18 protein-coding genes are annotated in these 22,103 nt (G+C 32.0%); 7 read left to right on the top strand and 11 right to left on the bottom strand.

The window, feature by feature from the left end:
- Nucleotide 1: 1 nt before the first annotated feature.
- The 3 genes from AC0VZ9_RS28325 to AC0VZ9_RS28315 form a co-directional block, all read right to left on the bottom strand.
- Nucleotides 2–1,828: an ABC transporter ATP-binding protein gene (locus AC0VZ9_RS28325; protein WP_251171442.1), complete on the bottom strand. Its 1,827-nt coding sequence runs from the start codon at nucleotides 1,826–1,828 to the stop codon at nucleotides 2–4.
- Nucleotides 1,829–1,901: 73 nt separating this feature from the next.
- Complete coding sequence (locus AC0VZ9_RS28320) at nucleotides 1,902–3,185, bottom strand: lanthionine synthetase C family protein (protein WP_251172276.1); 1,284 nt, start codon at nucleotides 3,183–3,185, stop codon at nucleotides 1,902–1,904.
- A 3-nt stretch (nucleotides 3,186–3,188) separates the two neighbouring features.
- Nucleotides 3,189–6,398, bottom strand: a complete 3,210-nt coding sequence (locus AC0VZ9_RS28315) for a lantibiotic dehydratase (protein WP_251172277.1) — start codon at nucleotides 6,396–6,398, stop codon at nucleotides 3,189–3,191.
- A gap of 474 nt (nucleotides 6,399–6,872) precedes the next feature.
- On the opposite strand from AC0VZ9_RS28315, the gene istA reads away from it, so the two are divergent.
- The 4 genes from istA to AC0VZ9_RS28295 all read left to right on the top strand — a co-directional run bounded on the left by istA (nucleotide 6,873) and on the right by AC0VZ9_RS28295 (nucleotide 11,310).
- Nucleotides 6,873–8,444: an IS21 family transposase gene (istA, locus tag AC0VZ9_RS28310; RefSeq protein WP_475397530.1), complete on the top strand. Its 1,572-nt coding sequence runs from the start codon at nucleotides 6,873–6,875 to the stop codon at nucleotides 8,442–8,444.
- Nucleotides 8,441–9,205 carry an IS21-like element helper ATPase IstB gene (gene istB, locus AC0VZ9_RS28305; protein ID WP_095243371.1) on the top strand — a complete coding sequence of 255 codons (765 nt, stop codon included), beginning with the start codon at nucleotides 8,441–8,443 and terminating at the stop codon, nucleotides 9,203–9,205. Before istA ends, istB begins: the two co-directional genes overlap by 4 nt.
- Before the next feature lie 254 nt (nucleotides 9,206–9,459).
- Entirely contained in the window at nucleotides 9,460–10,407 is a 948-nt protein-coding gene (locus AC0VZ9_RS28300; protein WP_251172278.1) for an ABC transporter permease subunit, read from the top strand.
- 12 nt (nucleotides 10,408–10,419) lie between these two features.
- On the top strand, nucleotides 10,420–11,310 hold the full coding sequence (locus AC0VZ9_RS28295; protein WP_251172279.1) for an ABC transporter permease: 891 nt from the start codon (nucleotides 10,420–10,422) through the stop codon (nucleotides 11,308–11,310).
- Between the two features lie 880 nt (nucleotides 11,311–12,190).
- Here the strand turns inward: AC0VZ9_RS28295 and AC0VZ9_RS28290 are convergent.
- From AC0VZ9_RS28290 to AC0VZ9_RS28280, 3 genes are read right to left on the bottom strand one after another with little or no spacing between them, the layout of a single operon-like run.
- Entirely contained in the window at nucleotides 12,191–12,418 is a 228-nt protein-coding gene (locus AC0VZ9_RS28290; protein ID WP_251172280.1) for a hypothetical protein, read from the bottom strand.
- A gap of 15 nt (nucleotides 12,419–12,433) precedes the next feature.
- Nucleotides 12,434–13,156 (bottom strand): thermonuclease family protein, encoded by a 723-nt coding sequence (locus tag AC0VZ9_RS28285; protein WP_251283968.1) that lies wholly within the window; start codon nucleotides 13,154–13,156, stop codon nucleotides 12,434–12,436.
- 56 nt (nucleotides 13,157–13,212) lie between these two features.
- A complete protein-coding gene (locus tag AC0VZ9_RS28280) occupies nucleotides 13,213–13,503 on the bottom strand; it encodes a hypothetical protein (RefSeq protein ID WP_251283967.1) in 291 nt (96 codons plus the stop codon).
- Between the two features lie 308 nt (nucleotides 13,504–13,811).
- Here AC0VZ9_RS28280 and AC0VZ9_RS28275 point away from each other — a divergent pair, with 308 nt between their 5' ends.
- Nucleotides 13,812–14,882 carry a M12 family metallopeptidase gene (locus AC0VZ9_RS28275; RefSeq protein WP_251283966.1) on the top strand — a complete coding sequence of 357 codons (1,071 nt, stop codon included), beginning with the start codon at nucleotides 13,812–13,814 and terminating at the stop codon, nucleotides 14,880–14,882.
- 242 nt (nucleotides 14,883–15,124) lie between these two features.
- Here the strand turns inward: AC0VZ9_RS28275 and AC0VZ9_RS28270 are convergent, their stop codons facing one another.
- From AC0VZ9_RS28270 to AC0VZ9_RS28255, 4 genes are all read right to left on the bottom strand, one after another.
- The gene (locus tag AC0VZ9_RS28270; RefSeq protein ID WP_251283965.1) at nucleotides 15,125–16,087 is read right to left on the bottom strand and encodes a helix-turn-helix domain-containing protein; all 963 of its coding nucleotides are present in this window, start codon (nucleotides 16,085–16,087) and stop codon (nucleotides 15,125–15,127) included.
- A 121-nt stretch (nucleotides 16,088–16,208) separates the two neighbouring features.
- Nucleotides 16,209–16,382, bottom strand: a complete 174-nt coding sequence (locus AC0VZ9_RS28265; RefSeq protein ID WP_251283964.1) for a hypothetical protein — start codon at nucleotides 16,380–16,382, stop codon at nucleotides 16,209–16,211.
- A 510-nt stretch (nucleotides 16,383–16,892) separates the two neighbouring features.
- Nucleotides 16,893–17,195 carry a hypothetical protein gene (locus AC0VZ9_RS28260; RefSeq protein WP_159866784.1) on the bottom strand — a complete coding sequence of 101 codons (303 nt, stop codon included), beginning with the start codon at nucleotides 17,193–17,195 and terminating at the stop codon, nucleotides 16,893–16,895.
- Nucleotides 17,196–17,341: 146 nt separating this feature from the next.
- Nucleotides 17,342–17,944: a hypothetical protein gene (locus tag AC0VZ9_RS28255; RefSeq protein WP_251283963.1), complete on the bottom strand. Its 603-nt coding sequence runs from the start codon at nucleotides 17,942–17,944 to the stop codon at nucleotides 17,342–17,344.
- Nucleotides 17,945–18,296: 352 nt separating this feature from the next.
- Here AC0VZ9_RS28255 and AC0VZ9_RS28250 point away from each other — a divergent pair, with 352 nt between their 5' ends.
- The gene (locus AC0VZ9_RS28250) at nucleotides 18,297–19,463 is read left to right on the top strand and encodes a tyrosine-type recombinase/integrase (protein ID WP_159866781.1); all 1,167 of its coding nucleotides are present in this window, start codon (nucleotides 18,297–18,299) and stop codon (nucleotides 19,461–19,463) included.
- Between the two features lie 118 nt (nucleotides 19,464–19,581).
- Nucleotides 19,582–21,582, top strand: coding sequence for an AAA family ATPase (locus AC0VZ9_RS28245; RefSeq protein WP_159866778.1), 2,001 nt, complete (start codon nucleotides 19,582–19,584; stop codon nucleotides 21,580–21,582).
- 53 nt (nucleotides 21,583–21,635) lie between these two features.
- Here AC0VZ9_RS28245 and AC0VZ9_RS28240 read toward each other — a convergent pair whose 3' ends face one another.
- A complete protein-coding gene (locus AC0VZ9_RS28240) occupies nucleotides 21,636–22,097 on the bottom strand; it encodes a YrhA family protein (RefSeq protein ID WP_159866775.1) in 462 nt (153 codons plus the stop codon).
- Between the last annotated feature and the right edge of the window lie 6 nt (nucleotides 22,098–22,103).

The following is a 22,103-nucleotide window of genomic DNA, read 5'->3' as shown; positions in this document are numbered from 1 at the left end:
ATCACCCTCTAATACTTTCTTCTAAGTGAATTGTAGAAACCTGTGATTTATAAAGCTTTGCATATTCTCCTTTTAACTCTAACAACTCTTTATGTGTTCCTTCTTCAATGATTTTTCCCTTATCAATAACAATTATATTACTAGCATAATTTATTGTTGAAAGCCTATGCGTAATAAAAATACCAATTTTGCCTCTTACCAATTCATTATATTTTCCAAAGATTTCTTTTTCGACAATAGGATCCATAGCTGAACTAGGTTCATCAAGAATGTACATGTCACCTTCCCTAAAGAAGCACCTAGCAAGGGCAATTTTTTGCCATTGTCCACCAGATAATTGTGTACCATTAAGAAACCATTTGCCTAATTGTTTATCCAGATTATCTTCATGGAATGAAGCTAAATCTAATGCTTTAATTATTTTGTTATCATTTTCTATAAATTCTAATTTACCGAAACCTATATTTTCTCTTAAAGACATTTCATAGCATTCAAAGTCTTGGAATAGTATACCAATTTTCTTCCTAAAATGTTCGACATCAATTTCATCTATTGGGATATTGTTAATTAATATTTCTCCTTTTTCTATCTCATATAATAATGAAATTATTTTAATTAGTGTACTTTTACCTGATCCATTTCTTCCTACAATGGTGATATTACTCCCTTTTTCTATTTTGAAGTTAATATTCTTTAATATGTATTCATTACTTTTAGGGTACTTAAACCATACTCCTTTTAATTCAATTGATTCTAATGTTTTAATTTGAATTTTATTTTTATTTTCTTTTGAATCGGAATTTATCCTCAAGTCCAGAAAATTAAACAATTGCTCAATATAAAGGTTATGTTCACAGAGATTTATAAGTTTGCTACTTAAACTTTGAGAACTAGTAATTTTCAGAATTAATGCTTGGATTATGCCTACACCTATTCCTATTAAAATATTCTTTTCGATAATTGAGTAGAGGACATATAAAAAGAGGAAAGAGAACACTAAAAAATTCAGAAAGTTAAAGCAGATGGAATAAATTAATCTTTTCCTAGCGATTCTTACATCTTCAAAATAAAAATTAGAAATTATGGTCCAAAATTTGTTAAGTATATAGTTTCCGAGGTTATATACCTTTATTTCTTTAAAACTTCTGTCGCGGGTTAATATTAGACCTAAATACCATGAAAGCCGATGATCATGCGCCCTCTTCCAAATCACCCTAAATTCTTCTTTAGCCAATCCTAATGTAAGGAAAAAAGACAACGCAGGTATTAACATAACCAGGAATGCTACCCACCATTTCCAACTAGCTAAAAATACGAATGTTGAAATAATTGTTATTAACTCAACTATTATAACCGTGATATTTTGAAGTATTTGATAGGTTCTATGTCCAGATTCTTGTTGAGATCTATGTAATTTATCTTGTATATTAGGGTTTTCAAAATCTTGTAGTTCTAAGGTATTTGCTTTTGATAAGATTAATAAACTAGTTTTATTACTTAATAGTTTTTGGAAGATTCCATGGTAATAGGCATTAACCGCTTCAAGTAGGTATAAGCCTCCCCTTACACTTAAAAATAAAACTATCGGTATTATTAATAACTCTCTATCACTATCCATAATCTCTAGGCTTACTATCAATTCTTGTAAAGTAAATACAGATAGTATAGGCAGTACACCTAATGTTATTTGTAATATTAAAACTAATAAGAATATTTTTCTATCCGTACTCCATAACAAAGCAAAGATTCTTGGCCAAAAGGAGAATGCTTTAAATATGCTCTTAATACTTATTTCATTAACATTATTTATATCATCATTAAAATTCATTATTCACCTTTATTTTCAAATCAAATTTATTTGTAGCTCTATAATAGCCTCCTTTATAAAGGAGGCTATTAATCTAATTAATCAATAATGAAAAATCCCAATAGATATTTTCATTTCTTAATAGTGTTATTACTACTAACAAAACACCCATTTTCCCTGTTAACAGTTTTGGAAGATCCTCTCTTTCGTTGGTAAATTTATCTTCTTCTATACATTTTATTAAGTATTCAATTAAATTTTTTCTAGCTATGCCTATATTTCTGAGTGCAGTATCCTTATACATTCTGTCAAGAATTAGTAACAACCCTGTAAAACCATGACATATAGCAAGGTTATTAAGAGATATATCATGTGTTTTATTTGGATAGTTTTTAAACATTTCTTCAATAATTTTCTTGGTTTTCAGATCATTTATAGAAGCAGCTCCTAACCATAAAGCTCTTCCTATTCCGGGTTCACCATAGCACCAAGACTCATATCTTTTAACTTTATTCGTTTTCGACAAACTCTTCTCACCTGATTCTTCGAATGAAATTCTTCTAGGCCATGTAATTCCTCCATTCGTTAAATCAACCTTCCACTCAGAGTACCAATTTATAATTCTAGATATAGCTTGATTAATTTCAGAGGAAAAATACCCATATTTGACCGCCAAGGCCATTGCAGCCATTGGACCTGCTATTCCATGAGATAAACCAAGATTAAAACTCCCTCTCTTAAATAAGGCCCTATCACTATCCAAAAATTGATTTTCTATACTAATATACCAATTGGGTATTTCAATGCCATTTTCCTTTTTAATAGTTGATAATTCGATAAAATATCTAAGTATTCTTTTAATTACTTTATCAACTTTGGGATTATCTTTAAACTCAAGCAAATATCTCATTATACCTGAAATACCACTAATAACATCATAATCTTGCATTCTTACATTTTTATTATGAATATTTGAAAATAAAGTTTGAAGACTGTTATCAACATTATTTATAATAAACTCATTTATTTGGTCAATAAAATGGGCATAAACTAGTTTATTTTTTTGACTTAATAATGGTATAGCAGCCGATGTAATTCCATTCCAAATAGACATGGATGTTATCCCTTTATTCAGGTGCTTAGTTAACTCGGTCATATACCTATATATTAACTCGTCATATTTCTCTGTTGAATTAATTCTATTCAATTCAGAATAAAAGAGGATAAAAGCTGGTAATCCAGAATCTAAGGAGGTTTCATTCCAATACTCGTTATTATTTTGATAAACTGAACGGATTTTATCTATACTATTATAAGAATTTGCAAAATCATCAGTTGCAGCTTCCAAAAACTTTATTTTTTCTAATGTATTATTCATAATTCATCTATTTACCTCCTCTTTCATATTCATATTTCTAAGTACTCCTATTCTATAACCTATTGAATGTCTTACCATTGTTAGTAATTTTAATTCTTTCCGACGATCGGTTCCAAATAATCTATTTAAATGCATATGAATTAGAGAGTTAATAATATTAAAGTAACCATTGTGCAGGCAACTACTATTAGTTAATGAATCTAAATAATCCATTAAAACAACCTTTCTAAAATTAAAAATCTCGTTGGATATTTTATAGACTTGAGTGAAATATTGACTATTACTGTGTTCCTTTTTATTATGAATGTACTCTAATAAAGGTCGTTTTTCTTCTCGGAATTCTTTCCTATACTCTTTGTATGAAACAACACTGTCAAAATACTCTAATTGTTTGTTTAACGATATTTTTGATTTCTCCAAAATATCCAAAATACTTAGAATGGCAAAGTCCTCAAGCAGTAAAGTATTCATACTTTTACTTCTTAATAAAAGAATAGTGTGACTATCCATGTTAAACCAACTCTCGAATAGTTCTTGGTATTCTATTCCACCATACCTCTCTAATTCTGGTTTATAGGTGTCTATAACAACTTGATTTATTATTCCTCTTTCTTGCAACCTCTCAAATTGCAAACTAATAACTTTTAATAAATCGCTGATTAGCACATTGGGTTTACCCTTAAACCTTAATCTTATATGAGGCTCTGGGTCCAAATAACGTATAAAGAAATATCTTTCAAATAAATTTTCATTATTCAATTCACTAATTAAAGGAAATAAATAATTTACTAAAAATTCATCTTGTACTGTATTTCCTATGTAAATTTTAAGATATAACCATTCAGAACCTGGTAAGTAAACTCTACGCACGGGATAATTTTTTAAATCTTTTAATAAAACGTTATTAAATTTATTAATCTTTTCATTTCTAATTAGTGAAACAATGAACTCACCTTGGAAGATACTGTTTTTATTAGAAATAGGTGATTTCAATTGTTCACTTCCATATTCCACTAAAGTCAACTTATCTGTGGTTATCTGCCTAAGTCTTCTATGTAAAATTAGTAAAGATAAATCCTCCTCTAAATCAAGGAGCAGCCTATTATCTGTTTCCGCTAGGTATACAAATCGCGGCAAACTTAATTTTTCTTTCCATTTCAAGAACCCCGTTTTCCATATTTTGAAGTTGTTATTTTTATTATCTAAGTCTAAAACTGCATTGTTAATCCTCCATTTTGCCTGTAGTATTACTATATTTTTATAAGTAACTCTAGGTGTATAGAGCATGTAGTTATATGGGCCCCAGTTAATGTCTCTCTCTATTATTTCATTCTCCATTCCAACTTCATATAAAAAACGATAAATATTATGTGAAGCAAAACTGGGGTTGAGTACATTTAATTTTAAAGCTTTAATTCTCTTATTATGTTTTTTAGAACGAAGATAAAACCCCTCATCAGTACAACCAACTAAGATATCATCTAGTGGAATGTTTTTAGATTCCTTTGAGCCAATAGTGCCTAATGATATTTCATAATTGTGTATATTAGGAGTAATAACTAAGTTTGTAGATTTCCCTTTTCTCGGATTGTAAACAATTTCACTAATTAGTACCTCTTTTTCATCTATCCTGGATTCAACTATTTGTCCAAGTTTTTTTATATCTTTTTTATATTTCTGAGGTAACATGTCGTAAAAACGGCCAATTGAATTACCAGCACCATTCGAGCCTAAATGTCCCCCACCAAACATAATTAACTTGTAATCTCCACTATCAACATGGGATTCTGAATTCGCCATAATTGAAAATGTTAACTCTAATGACAGTGGCTTTTTCGGCTGAAAATCTTCATTGAACTTCATTATATCTTTATCAGTTAAATTAATCTCAAATTCATTGCTAAAAACAGCTTTATTAAACAAGTCTATTAGTATTGGATTTACTTTATTTTTATTAGCAGCTGGAAACCTAGATCTTTTCTTACTAACCGGATATTCATATGTTAATGGAGCACCTAATCCTATATCTTCGTCTAATAATTCTAGTAAAGGAACCTCACTCTTTTCTCCGTACAAATCTATGAATTCTTCTCTATATAATTCCAAATGAGAAAACGAATTATTACTTGTATGTAACCTTTCAAGAATATCTGCAGCTATTAAGATATCCTCTTTTAATTGTTCATTTAATTTCATTGGAGCTTTTTCATTTATCCTTAAATCAATTTGATAATAATCGTTACCATGATCTAATAACGATTTCATCAAAATTTCAATCTCTTCTAATAACTCTATGCCTTGACCAATTGATAATTTATCATACTTTCTCATAAGTAGTTCCAAATCAACCAACGTTTTGTATATTTGACCCGGGACTGAGCTAGTAGGCGGATTACATCCACTTAAGACTTTAATTAAGTTATCTAAGGGATGAGCCGCTGTTAATTGAGGTCTGAGTTCGGTTAGTATATATTCAGCTTTTATAAGTTCTACTAACAGTCCATATATGTTTTCTAGTTCCGCCCCTTCAAACTCATCTCTTACTTTATGTGCTATTGTCTCAAGACTCATTCTTACCTTTAATTCTTCAAGAATAAAAAGGATCAAAGGGTTTTGGGAGATTGTATTACCTTCAAGTGAGTATTTCCCTTCTTTTTTCTGCCCATATGAAGTTACATAAGGTAAATGAACTTTATTATATTTTTTATAAATCATATTATTTGTTTGAACATTTATATTTTTTAAATATAAAATGTTTTCATCTAGAATTTTAACAACTCCTAATAACCATTCCATATCAGGTCTAATTCTCGTACTATGGCTCTCAATCTCCCCAATATTTAAAGATGATGAATCTGAGAATTCACCCATAACGAAACCAGCATTTATTCCAAAAGGAGTTGAACGAGTAGAAATCCTATTTATATATTTGATAACACTGGAGAATATTTGTTTTTTTTTCTTTTTGTTTGTCTCACTATTAAAATTTATAAGAGCTTTATATAAATTTTTACTTGAAATAAGTATTGATTCCATAAAAATTCTATTATTCTTTAATTCAATGATAAGATCATCAATAAATAATAGTTCATTATCATGCAAGCTATTTAATTTTTTATTTAATTCGATGAAAGATTGTAATGGAAAGAGAGGACTTCTAAGCATAAAGAAATTACCTACACTAAATGAACTAGAGAAGTTTAATTTATTCATATTAAAATACCTGCTTTTTATTTATTGTATTGACTTCTTAATATGTAAATAATACTTATTCTATTTATTAGTTATAAAATTCAAATCATTATTCTTAATGATTTAAACAGCCCTTTATAATAAATAAAGGGCTCCGGGTTCTTTTTTTAAATTTTTTAAAAGTAACTTATGTAGTAGGGCAAGGTGGGTTCCAAGATACATTACAATAATTAGTAGAGCACACACCAGTTTCTGGACAACCTAATGTTGTGCATCCTAAAGTTCCTGAAACTGCTTGGGGATCTTGAACCTTCTCTGGCTCTAGAACAGTTACATTTAAATCAAGAGTAAACATTTGTGACTGCTAAACTAAAGTAGACAGTTTTCGCTAGATAAGATGAAACACTTATTTACCCGAATATACCAGTAAAATACATGCCCCCTCCATTGTATGATGGTGGTTTGATTCATTAATTTATGGAGGGCAGAGTAAAGGTGGATAAGTGGGAAATGTATATGGAAATACAACAGTTAAACAAGAAAGGATTCAGCAAGTCGAAAATAGCAGTTAAGCTAGGAGTATCCAGGGCGACTGTATACAGGCATCTCAAGAAATCTCCTTCGGAGATGGCAGAATGGGTTGAATCGTTACAATCCAGAAAGAAAAAGTTGGACCCATATAAAGAGTTAATATTGACTTGGTTAAGGGAGCATCCTGATCTTTCAGCAGCACAAGTACAGGATTGGTTGATGGAAAGGTATAAAGAGCTTGAAGTTGGTGAAAGCACAGTCCGTGCTTACGTGAGAGAGTTACGGGATGAATATAGAATAGCTAAAGAAACTTCACCAAGAGACTATGAAGCAATCCCTGATTTACCAATGGGGGAACAAATTCAAGTTGATTTTGGACACACAAAGCAAAAAACATCTGATAACCAAGAAGTAAAGCTGAACTTTATTGCATTTGTGTTATCTAACTCAAGATATAAATATAAAGAATGGTTGGATCGCCCATTTACAACGCAAGATGTTATTCAGGCTCATGAAAATGCCTTTCAATGGTTCGGTGGGATTCCAGGAGAGCTTGTGTATGATCAGGATAGCTTGATTGTGGTGAGCGAGAATGGCGGAGATCTCATTTTGACGAAAGAGTTCCAACAATATAAAGAAACCAGGAAATTAACCCTTAGGGTTTGTCGAAAAGCCGACCCAGAAAGTAAAGGTAAGATTGAAAATGTAGTGGGATTTATTAAGTACAATTTCGCTAAGTATAGAGTCTTCCATAACATCGACTCATGGAATGAACAAGGTTGGGAATGGTTACATCGGACAGGTAATAATAAAGTCCATAACACAACAAAAAAAAGACCGGTCGAAGTGTTCTCCTTGGAAAAGCAACACTTAAGACCAGTCACAGGAAATATCAATTTCCTAAACAATCATGAAAACAGTATAACAAGAAGCGTTCATAAGGACAATACCATACGGTATTTATCCAATAGGTACTCCCTTCCACTTGGGACTTTTCATAAGCATGAAACTGTCTCGATTAAAGAAACAAAGGATAAACACCTATTAATCTATCATTCTGAGACAGGAGAACTTCTGGCCAAACATAAGATACCAAATGGTATAGGGCTATTAATTAAAGACAGAAAGCATACAAGAGATCGTACAAAAGGAATCGATGCATTTATTGATACAGTAGCGAATCGATTTGAAGAAACAGAAAAGGCGTATGACTACCTTGATAAACTTCGTGAGAAGTACCCAAGGTATATTCGCGACCAGCTACAAATGATACTACGGGAAACAAAACAAAATAATGAACAGATTCTAACAACAGCCCTTCAAGAATGTAAAGAGAGAAACTTATACAGTGCAACAGATTTTAGCGATATCATTCTATACCTCAAGCGACAACGACAGGTTCATGATACAGCGAACGACAGCGCTGAGATTGTTTCACCATTAAATAGCATATCCGGCTGGGTTATTGAAACAGAAGCACAAAAAAGAAATGTAGATACCTATACTGTCTTTTTGGAGGAAGGTGATCAAAGTTGAATCAGCTTCAGGAGGTTCAAGATATATTGAGGTCCCTTCGGTTAGCTGAGACAGCTGATCGATTGCCTGAATTAATAAGAGAAGCTGAGAAAAAGGACTTGTCCTTTACTCAGTTTCTACTGGATGTAGCAGCCTATGAACAAAAACGCAGAGATGAAAAGCAACTGGAAAAGCGATTTAAGTGGGCAACATTTCCCTTCCATAGTACCGTGGATGAATATGACGTGAACGAGCAAAAGTCCTTAAGCAGTAAAAAGTTAAACCAGTTAAAAGACTTAACATGGATTGAACAGCTATACAATATCATTTTTCTGGGACCGCCAGGTGTAGGTAAGACTCATCTTTCGATAGGTCTGGGTATCGAGGCTCTAAACCAGGGATATAAAGTGATTTTTACAGCTATGGGGGATCTAATTCAGGCATTAAAAACAGAAGAAATAACGAGGAAATCCAAAACAAGAATGAAGCGAATCAGAGAAGCAGACTTGGTTATCATAGATGATTTAATGTTTATGGCAATGGACAAACAGGAAGCCAATATGTTCTTCCATCTCATTAATAACCTGTATAATCAATCCTCGATTATACTTACGTCGAATAAAGGACCTAAAGAATGGGGTGAGTTATTGGGTGAACAAGCCATTACTACAGCGATATTGGATCGGATCTTACATCGAGTAGAGATAATTCATTTAAATGAAGACAGTTGGAGAATGAAACATCGAAAAACGATATTTGGTGAACAAAGTGTTTCAAATTAATCAGCAGAAATTGTGTCATTCTACTTGACGGTCACAACATTTCCTTAGTCATATTAATTCCTCCCTAATAGGTTATTATTCTAGGTGTGAATTTCATCTGTGATTAAATGGTAAAACAATGAAGATATAATGTCAACGGATTATTACCAATTTTCAGTATTTTTGGTATATTTATTGAATTACGGGAGTTATTGTAATATATTTGGAAGAGTATATTTGTAGGAGCTATATTATTTAAAAATAGGGGGAAGTTAATGAAGTTACTTCAGAACTTAATAAGAAATATAGTAATTTTTTCTTCTGTTGCAATACTTTTAATAGTTCTAGTACTAACTCCTACAGGACTCGAGGTATATATTGTTGATTATAAAATGGAGTGGTCATTCAATTGGAAAGTTTATTTTAACAATATCAAAAGTACAATATATCAATTAATATTTGAACGAACATTAGGGGGAGATCCAAACACGGGTATACTAGTGCTTGATCATGTAAAAAGATACTCTTTAAGGAGCCTTAAAATAATTATTCCAACTTTCATTATTTGCTTAATAATTGGTATGCTAAAAGGTTTAATAAATTATTACTTCGAAAAAAGATTTTTAACAATAGGTAATAGAATTTTAAATATATTTTTTATATCTATACCAGACTTTTTTATTTTAATTGTCTTGCAATATTTGATTTTTTCTATTACTAATTCTGGGTTAATAAAGATAGATTTGTACGGACATGAAAATTGGTATAACGTAATTTTACCAATGATAGCACTTAGTATATATCCAATTTTCTATTTATCAAAGATTGTCTATACATGCATAAAAGATGAAGAAGATAACCACTATGTAAGAACAGCTGCAGCGAAAGGTACAAGAAGACTCTGGATAGTTCATCGACACATACTCATGAATTGCTTGTTTATAATTACCTCTAATTTCCAAAAAGTATTTATTATCATTCTGTCAAGTCTCCCAATTATAGAGTTGCTGTCAGCATATAACGGTGCTGGTTATCAACTTATGATTGCTTTAAAAGATAATAATATGAAATTAACGATAGGATATCTTTTTTTCTTCTTAATAACTATGACTATTAGTTCCTGTTTTATTCAATTAATAAATCACTTAATAAATAGTAGGTCATTAAAACTCAATTTACTTATGTTTAAATCATTTAAATTAGATAGGACTTTTAAAAGATAAAGGAGAATCTTGATGAATAAGTTAAACCCAATACTCCTTATAGGTATCGCCTTCCTTATAGTATTATTATTTTTATCATTCATAGGTCCGTATTTGCCCTTTGTACAAGATAATCTAGATAAGAAACATTTTATAAAAGATAGTAATAATAATCTTTTAGTTCCTCCTCTACCACCCTCTGATAAATTTATAATTGGGACAGATAAGGAGGGGAGGGATCTTCTTAGTGTCTTAATTCTGGGGGCAAAAGAAACGCTGGGCTTTATTTTATTTATTTCTATTATTCGTTATTTAATTTCAATTCCGCTAGGTTTCTTGGCTTCTAGGGATAAGTATATATATAACATTCTAATACTCTGGAATAGGTTATTTACATACGTACCCACATTTATTGTAGTCTTACTAATTTCCTTTATTCCCTTTGTATTATACTCTAGCTCTCGGCTCTTATTAATGATCATATTAATTGCTTTTATCGAGGTTGGGAATGCTGCTTTAATCAAAAAGGAACTCTTTGCTCAGGTGAGAAAGAAGGAATACGTTACATCTGGTATTGTCATAGGCACACGGCCAATTAAACTATTTTTAAAATACTTTTTGTTTCCAGTTAGAAAGCAAATTATTGTACACTTCACATTTGACATAGGTAGAAACATGTTATTATTGGCACAACTCGGATTCGCAGACATATTTATTACACATGTCATTAAACAAAATGAAACTGGGAGTTGGGTTTGGTTTAACAATTCTAATAACTGGCCAATCCTTTTGAGTGACTCATTGTTATTCATAAAAACAGCAATCTGGATTCCTTTATGGACAGCATTATTTATGTCTTTCACTATTTTTACATTCAACCTACTTGGGGAGGGGCTAAAAGAATACTTTACAAAGAAAGCATAGGAGATAGTATTTATTTGTTACACTATTTTTCTGAAGGGACAAGAAAGATAAACCCGTTCTAAATTATATTAAGGTCTAGTTGATTTTAATGGTAATCCGCACATTATGCATCGGCCGCTATTTAATAAACTTTTGAAATAGTCAAACTGCCTACTTAGTCTCAAATACTATGTTTTTAGAAAAATTACCTAGATGTTTATGAAGCATGGTTCTCTGTCCATTCAGGGGAAACTGTACGTTGAATTTCTTGCCCCAGTTCTTCTCAAATACCCTTTACTCTGTGGGCCTCTATGAATGAAATATTAAAGTACAGGGTGCATCTGTAACAAAGTCTTCGCTTTCAAGAAAGTACTTGTTATGCCACTTTTCTATCTTTGGACTTCCCTTTTATTAAGAAGTCTTCGGCCACTTTTATTTTTTGATACTGAGAACATTTGCCTTTACGATTATTAAATATAACCTTTTGCTCAAACATAAGCTGAATGGCTTGCTAGCTTCTCCGTTGTTGATTATGAAAAGGAAACATACCCGGAGGACTGATTTTAGTAGAAAATACCTTTTCATGTCGATATAAATTGTCATGTAAATGGTAAAGGAATATTTATATGTATCATGTCTAAAGCAGAACAGGAATTGTATACTTAATAATGCAATACCTCACCCTTTCGTTTTTTGTCTTGAAAATTTGCACAAAAAAACGACCTTTGGGCGATAGAAAGACATTACAAATAAAGTAATGTTCCATCGACCACAAAGGCCGTAACTTTTAAGCGTTCCCGCTAGTCTTCAAGAGACTGCAAAAAAATTAATAGAAAAAAATACTTACAGAAAAATTTCACTATAAATTTCTAGCTGTATCAATATTTCCCTATATATTCTTTTAACTCACCCATTCATCTGTACTTTTTAAAGCAAATTTTATTCTTGTAGTAGCTTCTTTGTAACATTCTGGATCTTCCCTACAAGTATCCTCAACAGAATGAATTAGAACTTCAATGGCTTGCAAAGTCAATTCAATTTCACTTTTGGACTTTCCTTTTATCTCAATTATAATCTCCTGATTATTTGACTCATCTAGATTCATCAGATTTATCTTGAGTTCTCTCATATCACGCCCTCTTTTCTATTTAAATATATTCATGAGTTCTCCTACTTTTTCTACAATGCTTTCCTTCATATCTTCTGATACAATATCCATGTCAAAACCATTACTTTTATTTACATACCCAGGGATACTCCAAATATTTTGCCCGGATTCTTTTGCTTTTTTTTCCGCTGCAAGATATAGATCGGTATAGTTGTATTCATCATATAAATAAGCGACCCTTACTAATCCTTCTAATCCTTCTAATATAAGAACTTGTTGTATACTTTTTCCACTAATAAAGGCGTGAATTAAGTACCTCCCATATTTATCCGTAATATCAGCATTGGGATCACTTTCAATCTCAATTTCTTTACCCATTATTAGATTGGTTAAAAAGGCTGTGGCTTCAGGTCCAAACTTTTCAACAGTTTTCGTTGCTTCAGGTGCGTTTATTCCCAGAAATCTTCCAGTTACCTCTTTGTTTAGTAGAGGATCGAAATAACGAATGGTATCACCGTCAGTTATGGAAGTTACTGTCACTTTCCTTCTAGTTGCGGATTCAGTATTATTAATTGGTTTTAGATTGGTTTCTGTCTCGAAATTTCCGTTTTCTTCATACTCTGGGTATATAATACTATCGAAGAATTGGTCATGTGTATCATCATTTGTGTGTTTTATTTCAAACTTTGGTGCATCTTCATAGGTAAGACTTGGGGCAGAACAGGAGATTAAAATTAAAGCAGTTGAAACGATTAACATGATTTTGGTTATCTGTATTTTAGTTATACCCTTTCCCTCCTAGCAAACCTAATTATCTATTTTTTCTTTGATAATTTAGCTATGTAGTTCAAACATTCTTCTATCGGGTATCTGACTAATTTATAGCTTTGGCCATACTTTACCCCACCTTTTTCTTCTAGTAATTGTAAAAGTTGCTCAATAGATAATTCTCCACTATCAACTTTTTTAAAATATTTTAAAACAAGTGATTTCCATATTCGTCCATGGGTTAATATATAAACCTCCCCTTGGTATTGATAGGATAGAACTTTCTCAACTAATCTCTTTTTTTGCTCCTCCTCACGTTTCTTTTCACAAGCAAACATACGATCCCCCCAATACAAAAAGACCCCAATACAGCCATTTAAATTCGCTGATTGGGGCCTTCCCATTAATTTATTAAATTTAGTTTATTTTACCATTTATTTTATTTATATTGCAAGTTGAACAAGCGTGGCAGGTTAGTTCAATAAGGACTTTTCTTATTTTCATTCGAATAGCTGTAAACAAAAAACCTTTTTTTAGATTTAACTTTTTATAACGTTATTTAAATAAGGGATAGGATTAAACAATAATAAAAGCCATACCAGGACAAAATAATAAAAATAAAAACATTTGAGAAAGGGCCCTGTTAATGGAGAATTTTAAATTCTGTACAGTTTTGTCAATACCTAATAACGATTTATTAGAAACACCAATATCTAGTAATGATACATTAGAATTATGGGGTCAGCGCAATAAGTTTTGGAAACCCGGACAAACACTTAAAGTTAGCTTTTTAGAAGGAGAAAAGCATATTCAAGACAAGGTGATACAATTTGCTAAAGAGTGGGAAAACTATGCAAACATTCATTTTGACTTTGGAAATTATAAAGAAGATGCCCAGATAAGGATTTCTTTTAGAAAAGGTGCGGGTTCATATTCGTATATAGGAACCGACTGTCTTTCAACCCCGAAAAGTAATCCCACCATGAATTTTGGATGGTTTGACCTAAACACTTCAGATGAAGAATACTCGCGGACTGTACTACATGAATTTGGACACGCTTTAGGTTTTGGTCATGAACATCAAAGTCCCGCAGGGAATATACCTTGGGATAAGGAAAAAGTGTATGAATATTATTGGAGAACGCAAAAATGGGATAGAAAGAAAGTCGATGAGAATTTATTTGAAAAGTATAAAGACTCAAATACAAATTACTCTCAATTTGACCCACATTCAATTATGCTATATTCAGTTCCTGAAGAATTAACAATCGGAGACTTTAAAACTGAGTGGAATACTCGGTTATCAGAAACAGATAAAAAATATGCACTTATGTTCTACCCCGATGGGTTTAAAGAGCGGTTAGCAGCATTATTTGGATATGTTAAAAACGCTAGATTAATGGCAACCGAAAGTAGAACTGAACCACAAGAAGGGCATCTAAATTGGGCGATTATCCATGAGATACCATTAGTTCAAACAGAGGTAGGTAATGATGTGCAAAGAACTCTGGATACTTTAGACGGACTGAATAAAGAACAGATTAACGAGATTTTCGGATACATGAAAAATGGTCAACTAATTATTACTACAGGGAAAACTGAGCCTCACGAGGGACATGTAAATTGGGCAAAAAATAAAGAATTAGATGTTGTGAAACAAGAAATTAAAAATGATGCAAATGTAATTAAGGATAATGAACGATATCGGATTATATAATCAGTTCATAAAATAAGCCAACCTTTATTGAGTTGCCTTTTTATTTGCTTAATTAATTCGACCAAACGATTACCCCAGAATAATGGAGTGATTCTTATTAAGCTAACGGGGCTTTAATTTAATAAGAGCCGGTATTTATTACAAAGAAACTCGCCCAGTTTTGGGGCGAGTTTTGCTATTTTTTGGAGAGATTCTTTTGGCTAACTTTATTTTAGGAGGATTAAACTTCCAATTCACCCTTACTATTGTAGTCTTCCATACTTTTCTTCTAAAATTGAAATTACTAGCTCCTCAATTGTATTTTTTGATATAGCAGCATCTTCCTTAATTTTTCTCTTTAGTTCAGAAGGGATAGCGATAGCGAGAACTTCCAAGTCACTGTCAATAAACACTCCTTCTAATCTCTTCGAAATATCTCCCTCAATCAAAGATTCTTCAAGTAAGGAAAAAATGTAACCTGGTATATCATCTTTAATTAAAATGGGCTTTACTTCAACGGTTATCTTGTTTTCTTTATCTAAAAAAACCTTTATGTTTTTTGGCCCTAGTGTAGAGTAAAAGAGACCCATTGTTCTATAGAATTCCTGGGATTCTGTAAATTGGAATTTAGCAAAGCCTTTCTGTGTTTTATATCCTATATCCGGAATCTTTTTAACCGGTTTATAACCTGCTTTTTCTATTTCTTCATACGGAATTTGCTCTCCATTTTGGCTTTGAAGATAAGGCTGCAACTCTTCGTTTAGTAAAAGAAAATTACTGTCTTTACCTTCCGGAGAAAGAAACTCCTGGTACCAGGCATAGTTTTTATCTTTATCGTAAAAATCTTTCCCTTCATTCCTTTTCTGTTCCTCATAAAAAGATTTAAATCGCTCAAGTTCTTCTGGGGCAATGAAATAAAATTCTCTTCCTTTATATAACTTTTTCTCGGCAGCAAGTAATCCTTGTTGAATGTATTGAAAAATTGTTGCTGTATGGAGGCCAAGTAATTTGCTAGCTTCTCCAGTAGTAATTCCTGGCTTTCCCTTTTTCTGTTTTAATTCCTCAACATCTTCTTTGTAGAATAATTTAGTATTATCAATGTGCCAGTTATCTTCATAAACCGGCTTTAATTCACCTTGTTTTACATATTTATGAATAGTTGATGGTTTAACATTAAGTATCTCTGCAGCTTCATTTGTTGTTATCATTTCTCTTTCTTTATCCATAAGTTTCACCTTACTTTTTAATGTTTCTATAAAAAAACCAGCAATGTCGCTGGTTATCAATTCTTTCTATCTAAGATAATCATACTATAATACAATTTTTTATATAAGTTTTAAGTGGAGATTATTTCCTAATCACTTTTAATTGTTTTTTTCTTATAGAGGTTTCTAACTCTTTAATAACTTTATTATCACATCCACATACGATGCCAATCCAATAAAGAGATCCGTTTACTGTGATATACCCTCCATCGTCCACAATAGAATTACAAATTTGACAAGTAAATACGATATTCAAAGGTATCCCTCCTGCCGTTAGAAAGGTGTGAGTTGCTTAAATGTAATATCCGAACTTTCCTCGGAAGCTATTGAAAAGGTAAAAGGAGAATGATTTGAACCTGTTTCTTCTATTATATAAGATACTTCTTTGAAATCCTTGAACCAGTGCAGAGGAAAGCATCCCTTACATTTAGTTAGTTCAATATCTTCATAGAAATGAGCGTGAGTAATTTGAGGCAATAGATAATAGTGAGAAAGCAGGATATTACAATACCCTGCTCTTCTCCAAAACAATTTAGCTTTATAAATCTTACCCTGTTCAAGATCTATATTCGTGCGTGGGGGCTCAGAAGGGAATCCTCTTCTTCAAGGATATGAAACCAGTCACAGTCGAAACATCCAAAATGTGCATTGGGGTTATTAAATCTAGATACATAATAATAATTTGGTCCATTAGGAAATAAAAAGTATGTATATTCTTTATTTAAAGAACACACCTTATCACTGCCAATATACTTGCCTTTCAGCATTATGTATCACTGTTTTTTAGCAAGCCTTTCTTCTTGCTATATTCTATAAAATCGTCAATGTATGCGTTTACTTCTTTGGTTTTTGGATTTTCAAGAACCACTTTTCTTAGGGACTTTTTTAGAATTATGTTATCGTCTCCCCAAACTAATTCAATCTCTGCAGTTGATTTCCTTTTTGTGGATAGTTTCCGTACTTCTATTCTGAGACCTGCTTTGATATCAGAAAGGTAATAAGTTGTTATTTTTATATTAACTTTCCCCTCTCGCACCTGTTTATCAATGAATTCAAATTCTTCTTTCATAAGCGTTCTTCCTTTACCATCCGAAGTCCTCTGATGAATTAACAAGGCGTTCTTATTATCGGGTTTTAGATATTTGAGTTCCATAGGCAATTTACATCACAGTTATTATGAACTATGGTGTAAACTGCCTCTTAAAACGTTATAAACTAACGATTTTGTAACATAGAGGCGTAATCTTCAGCTTCTAATTTTGTGTCAAATAGTCTTAGAATATTAGAAGCTGTAAGATGATAGTAACTTCCCTTCGATTCGTGATCGATTTTATAAGCTTTCATTTTGCCCCTACCTCGCGCATTGAGTACCACTGGAATAATATCTTGCCCGTTAACAAAATAACCCGTTCGAACACCAAGCCATTCCCCTGTTGATTTCTCCCATTCTTGACGCCCTTTAATTAATTTGTCGATGCTTGCTTTTTTGGACACTTTATCAATCGCCGCCTGGGTGCACTGGATTTCTTTCTCACCATTTATTAGGATCCTTACAGGATATTTAGTTCCTGGTTTTACTTCATAGATAACGCCTACTTCTCCAGAAGATTTCAATTTTACTGGACGTCCACAAACCACATCTTCATCCTTAATCACAGTTCCTTCTGTCATTGACCATTGGTATCGAGGAAAATCTTTTGTTAGTTGTTTAATAACCGCTTCTTCGCCTAACTTTCTTAGTCCGTCCTGAGTTTGCCCCTCACTTCCATTAATTTCAACCGAAATTGCTGGAAGATGGAATGTTAATGTTTTTTTCATCCTAATCAGCCCTTCTTAAAATTTTTTAGTGTGTTAGGGAAGTCTCCAATTAAAACCTTAGCCTTGGTTGATGGAAAACCTTTCCTTGAAATGAATATAACAAACTAAACTACTATTGTATAGTTATTTATAAAATATGTAATAAAATAATAAATAAATATAAAACAGTTAATACTTATTATATATAGACAAATAACCTATTTTTCTCGTAATCTGTATTATAATAAATGTAAGATAATAACTTAATAACTCCTTATATAATTGGTTTTTTATAATAAAATCTAAATAAAATTAATAGTTTTAAATAAAATTGTTAATAAATATATTTCATCTAAAGGAGGTAAAATAAAATATGAAATCTAGTGAATTAGTTTATACTGAACAAATTAATAAATTATTAACTCCTGATTTAATAAATAAAGCTCAAACAATTTCTTCTTTGGTAACATACCTTTTAGATGATTCCTTACATAAAAAAATGAGCGATATTATAGATAAAGACGGTGAGGCTAACTTTTCACTTTTTAACGATATCGAAATGATATATTTTTACGCACACCAAAAAAAGGATTTAAATGAGAAGAAAAATCGAACAGAAAATACAAAGCGGGAATATCTTAGGGATCTTCTTCTGTTCTATCAGCAGCTGCTGGAACAAGCAGAATTGCTAGAAGTCGAAATTAGAGATGTTCAAGAGTATCGACTATTGAAGAATCTAACACCACGGAATATGAGGAAATACCAGGAGTGGTTGAAGGAAGCTCCACTTGGGAATGGGGGTAAGCAATATTCTGTAGCTACCCTAAGTCGAAAAACAGTTGTAATGAGAGGGTTCTTAAAGTTCCTGTACGAAAATCAATACATTAAGGTGCCGCTTCATCAAAAAATGTTAAGCAGCAATGTTCGATCCTTTGATAGACCAAATAAAGAGATGAGTTCTGTGGAGGTAATTAGCTTAGTCAATTACTTCAGAACTCATCCCATCCTTTACGGATTGATATCAGTATTGGCCACAACTGGGCTCCGTATACAGGAGCTCTGTAATGCAAAAGTTTGCGATCTTGTTTATTTAGATGGAGAATACTGGCTTACAGTTATGGGAAAGGGTCAAAAGGAGCGCCAGGTATTAATTCATCCAAACGTTTTAAAGGCCATAGAGGGGTTTCGTAAAAGAAGAAGGCTAGATTTTAAACTCGATCCTTCCGATAACTCCCCTTTGTTTACAACTTCAAAGGGAAAAGCATATGGATATAAGTATCTATCGAATTATTTAATCAAAAAAATAAATAGTGCTGATTTGGATTTTATTAGAATGCGTAAAAATCCTATTACGCCTCATAGCTTCAGACATGGCTTTGCTCTTATTAGTGCTGACCAGGGCGCGGATTTGTTGACCATAAAGGAAAGTCTTGGCCATTCTGACATCAAGACGACCCAGATTTATTTACAAAGAAAAATGCAACGGAAGAATAATGCTGCTCACTCTTGGAAGGACTCCGATATTATTAATAAGATTTAATATTAATGTGGTCTTTACTAATATAAGCTTATAAAATAATAGCACCCTATATTTTAAGCAGAACCCCTCACACTTACTAATCCTAAAATGTTTTAGAGGTCACCGCGGGGAAACAAAAATGTTAACCCTAGATTTAATTAGTACTCACACTAACGATAAATTACGGAAAATATCTTATAATAAGATTAACATTTACAGGAAGTGGGTGAATAATTTGGGATATCACATAAAAAGTCTAGTTGTTAATGATAATTTAAGTTCCGACTATAAACTGAATGTCATTAATAATTTGTCTAAAGTCAATATCTTTGTAGGATCTAATAATTCAGGTAAAAGTAGATTCCTTAGAGGATTATTTGCAATCGATGGAAGTCTCTCTTTTATACCTCCAGAAGAAATGATAGACGTTGAGAGGAATTACAAATTACTAATAGATTTTATAGATGCAATAATTAGCGCTATAACAGAACGTTCTATTGTGGGTATCGGTGATCTTAATGTAAACAATTTAATTAGTGATATACAACATTTAGAAAGAATTCCATATTTGAAGGAAGATAGGGATTTATTTGAGCAATTTCAAATATTAGTTCATGAAATAAATAACCTAAATAGTTCATCATCAGTAACTTTAAAATCAAGCGCTGCAGGAGCAGCTAATGCAAGAGATCATGTTATTACTAAATTAAAAGCATTATTAAATGATTACCAATCAAAATTTGATGAATTAACCCCTAGTAGTACAAGTTATAAAATAAATTTTAAACGTGTTTATATACCGACTTTACGTGGCCTTAGAGGATATGTAGATACAAACGATTCAGAGAAAGATGTTTATAAAGAAAGAACGAAAAATGATTACTTTAAAAAAGCAATTAATCCATTAGAAATACATACTGGACTTAATCTATATGATGAAATAACTGATATGTTATTAGGAAGTGTTCAGCAAAGGTACAACATGATAAAATTTCAAGAATTCTTGTCGGTAAGCTTCTTTGATGGTCAAGAAGTTACACTTACGCCCGATAGGAATTCAGATGTAATAAAAGTTAAAATAGGTGCAGAAAAGGAAAAAAACATATTTGAATTAGGGGATGGTATTCAATCATTAATTATCCTAACATTCCCGTTATTTAAGTTTTTGGGGGGAAATTTGCTATTATTTATTGAGGAACCTGAGCTGTATTTACATCCAGGTATGCAGAGAAAATTTATTGAAATTATAATGGATGAGCAATTTGCGCATCACCAAATTTTCTTTACAACCCATTCAAATCATTTTTTAGATATGACACTTGATATGGATATGATATCAGTCTATAAATTCAAAAAAGAATTAGGAGAACATTCCGGAAACCCTACTGAAGAACTAGATGCAACTTTCTCTATAGAAAATGTAAGTAATGAGGACAAAAGCGTGTTACAGGAGCTTGGGGTTAAAAATTCAGCTGTTCTTCTATCTAACTGTACCATATGGGTTGAAGGGATCACAGACAGGTTTTATATAAGACGTTTTCTAAAAGTATTTCAAGAATCTCAATCGGGTTTAAAGAATTTTAAAGAAGATATTCATTATTCATTTGTTGAATATAGTGGTGGTAATATAACTCATTGGTCATTCCTAGATGAAGATGAAACAGAAGCTGAAGAAGGACATGCTTCAATGAACGCTGAAAAAATCTGCAGCACCCTTTTTCTGATTTCAGACAAAGACGGCGATGATAAGCTGCCTCGGCAAGAAAAGTTAAAAGAAGTCCTAGGAGAAAGATATTATTGTTTGGAATGTAAAGAAATTGAGAATATACTCTCAGCAGACATAATAAGAGAAGTCATTGCTGAATATGAAAAGACCGATACTCTAGAACACTTAACCAACAAAGACTTTACTCAAGAAGATTACAATAACATTCATTTGGGTACCTTTATAAACTCTCTTTTTCCGGTAGGGGCTAGGAAAAGAAGAGGTAGTTATGCTGCAAAATCAGGAACCATAGTAAATAAATTAGACTTCTGCAAAAAAGCTATTAACCATATTTCTACGTATGATCAATTAAGTGAAGAAGCTCAGAAGTTAAGTCAAGCTATTTACGACTTTATAAAGGTACACAATGAGTAAGAACATTATTTAAAAAGCTCTCCAAGAGAGCTTTTTCTTTACATATTTGGTCATTACAACAAAGCAGTTTGTAGTGCCTCGTTAAACATGGAGTCAAAACTATCATATGCTTGGATTAGGGTTCCGGAGGGTTTGTCTAGTGCATGATATATTTCCTTCTTCAGGTCTAAACAGTACCAGGCTGTATCAGAGTCCCCAAAAAATATGTATTGCTTTTGCCAATCATTTTCATGCCAAATCTTATTAGTTTCTACAAACCCCTGAAGTTCTTCACCTTCGTGGTCATCAAGTAGATTTACATCAACACCATAAATGACCAGTCCATTAAAGTCTAACCCATTTGCAGTTTTCAAAAAGTCTACATAAGACTTTGGTAATTCCAATTTCCCTAATTTCTCCTGAATGTCCAGCTGCAACTTGCTTATCTCTACATCCGTAACTGGGTTCCTTAGTGAACTGCCATATTTCTCTTCAATTTTCTTTATTTCAATCAACAATTCTTTCCACTGGGCCATATCTGC

This window comes from Cytobacillus sp. QJM3NY_8, assembly GCF_056173585.1.
Note: the sequence above shows the minus strand (reverse complement) of the source record. Positions and strands in the feature narration are given on the sequence as shown.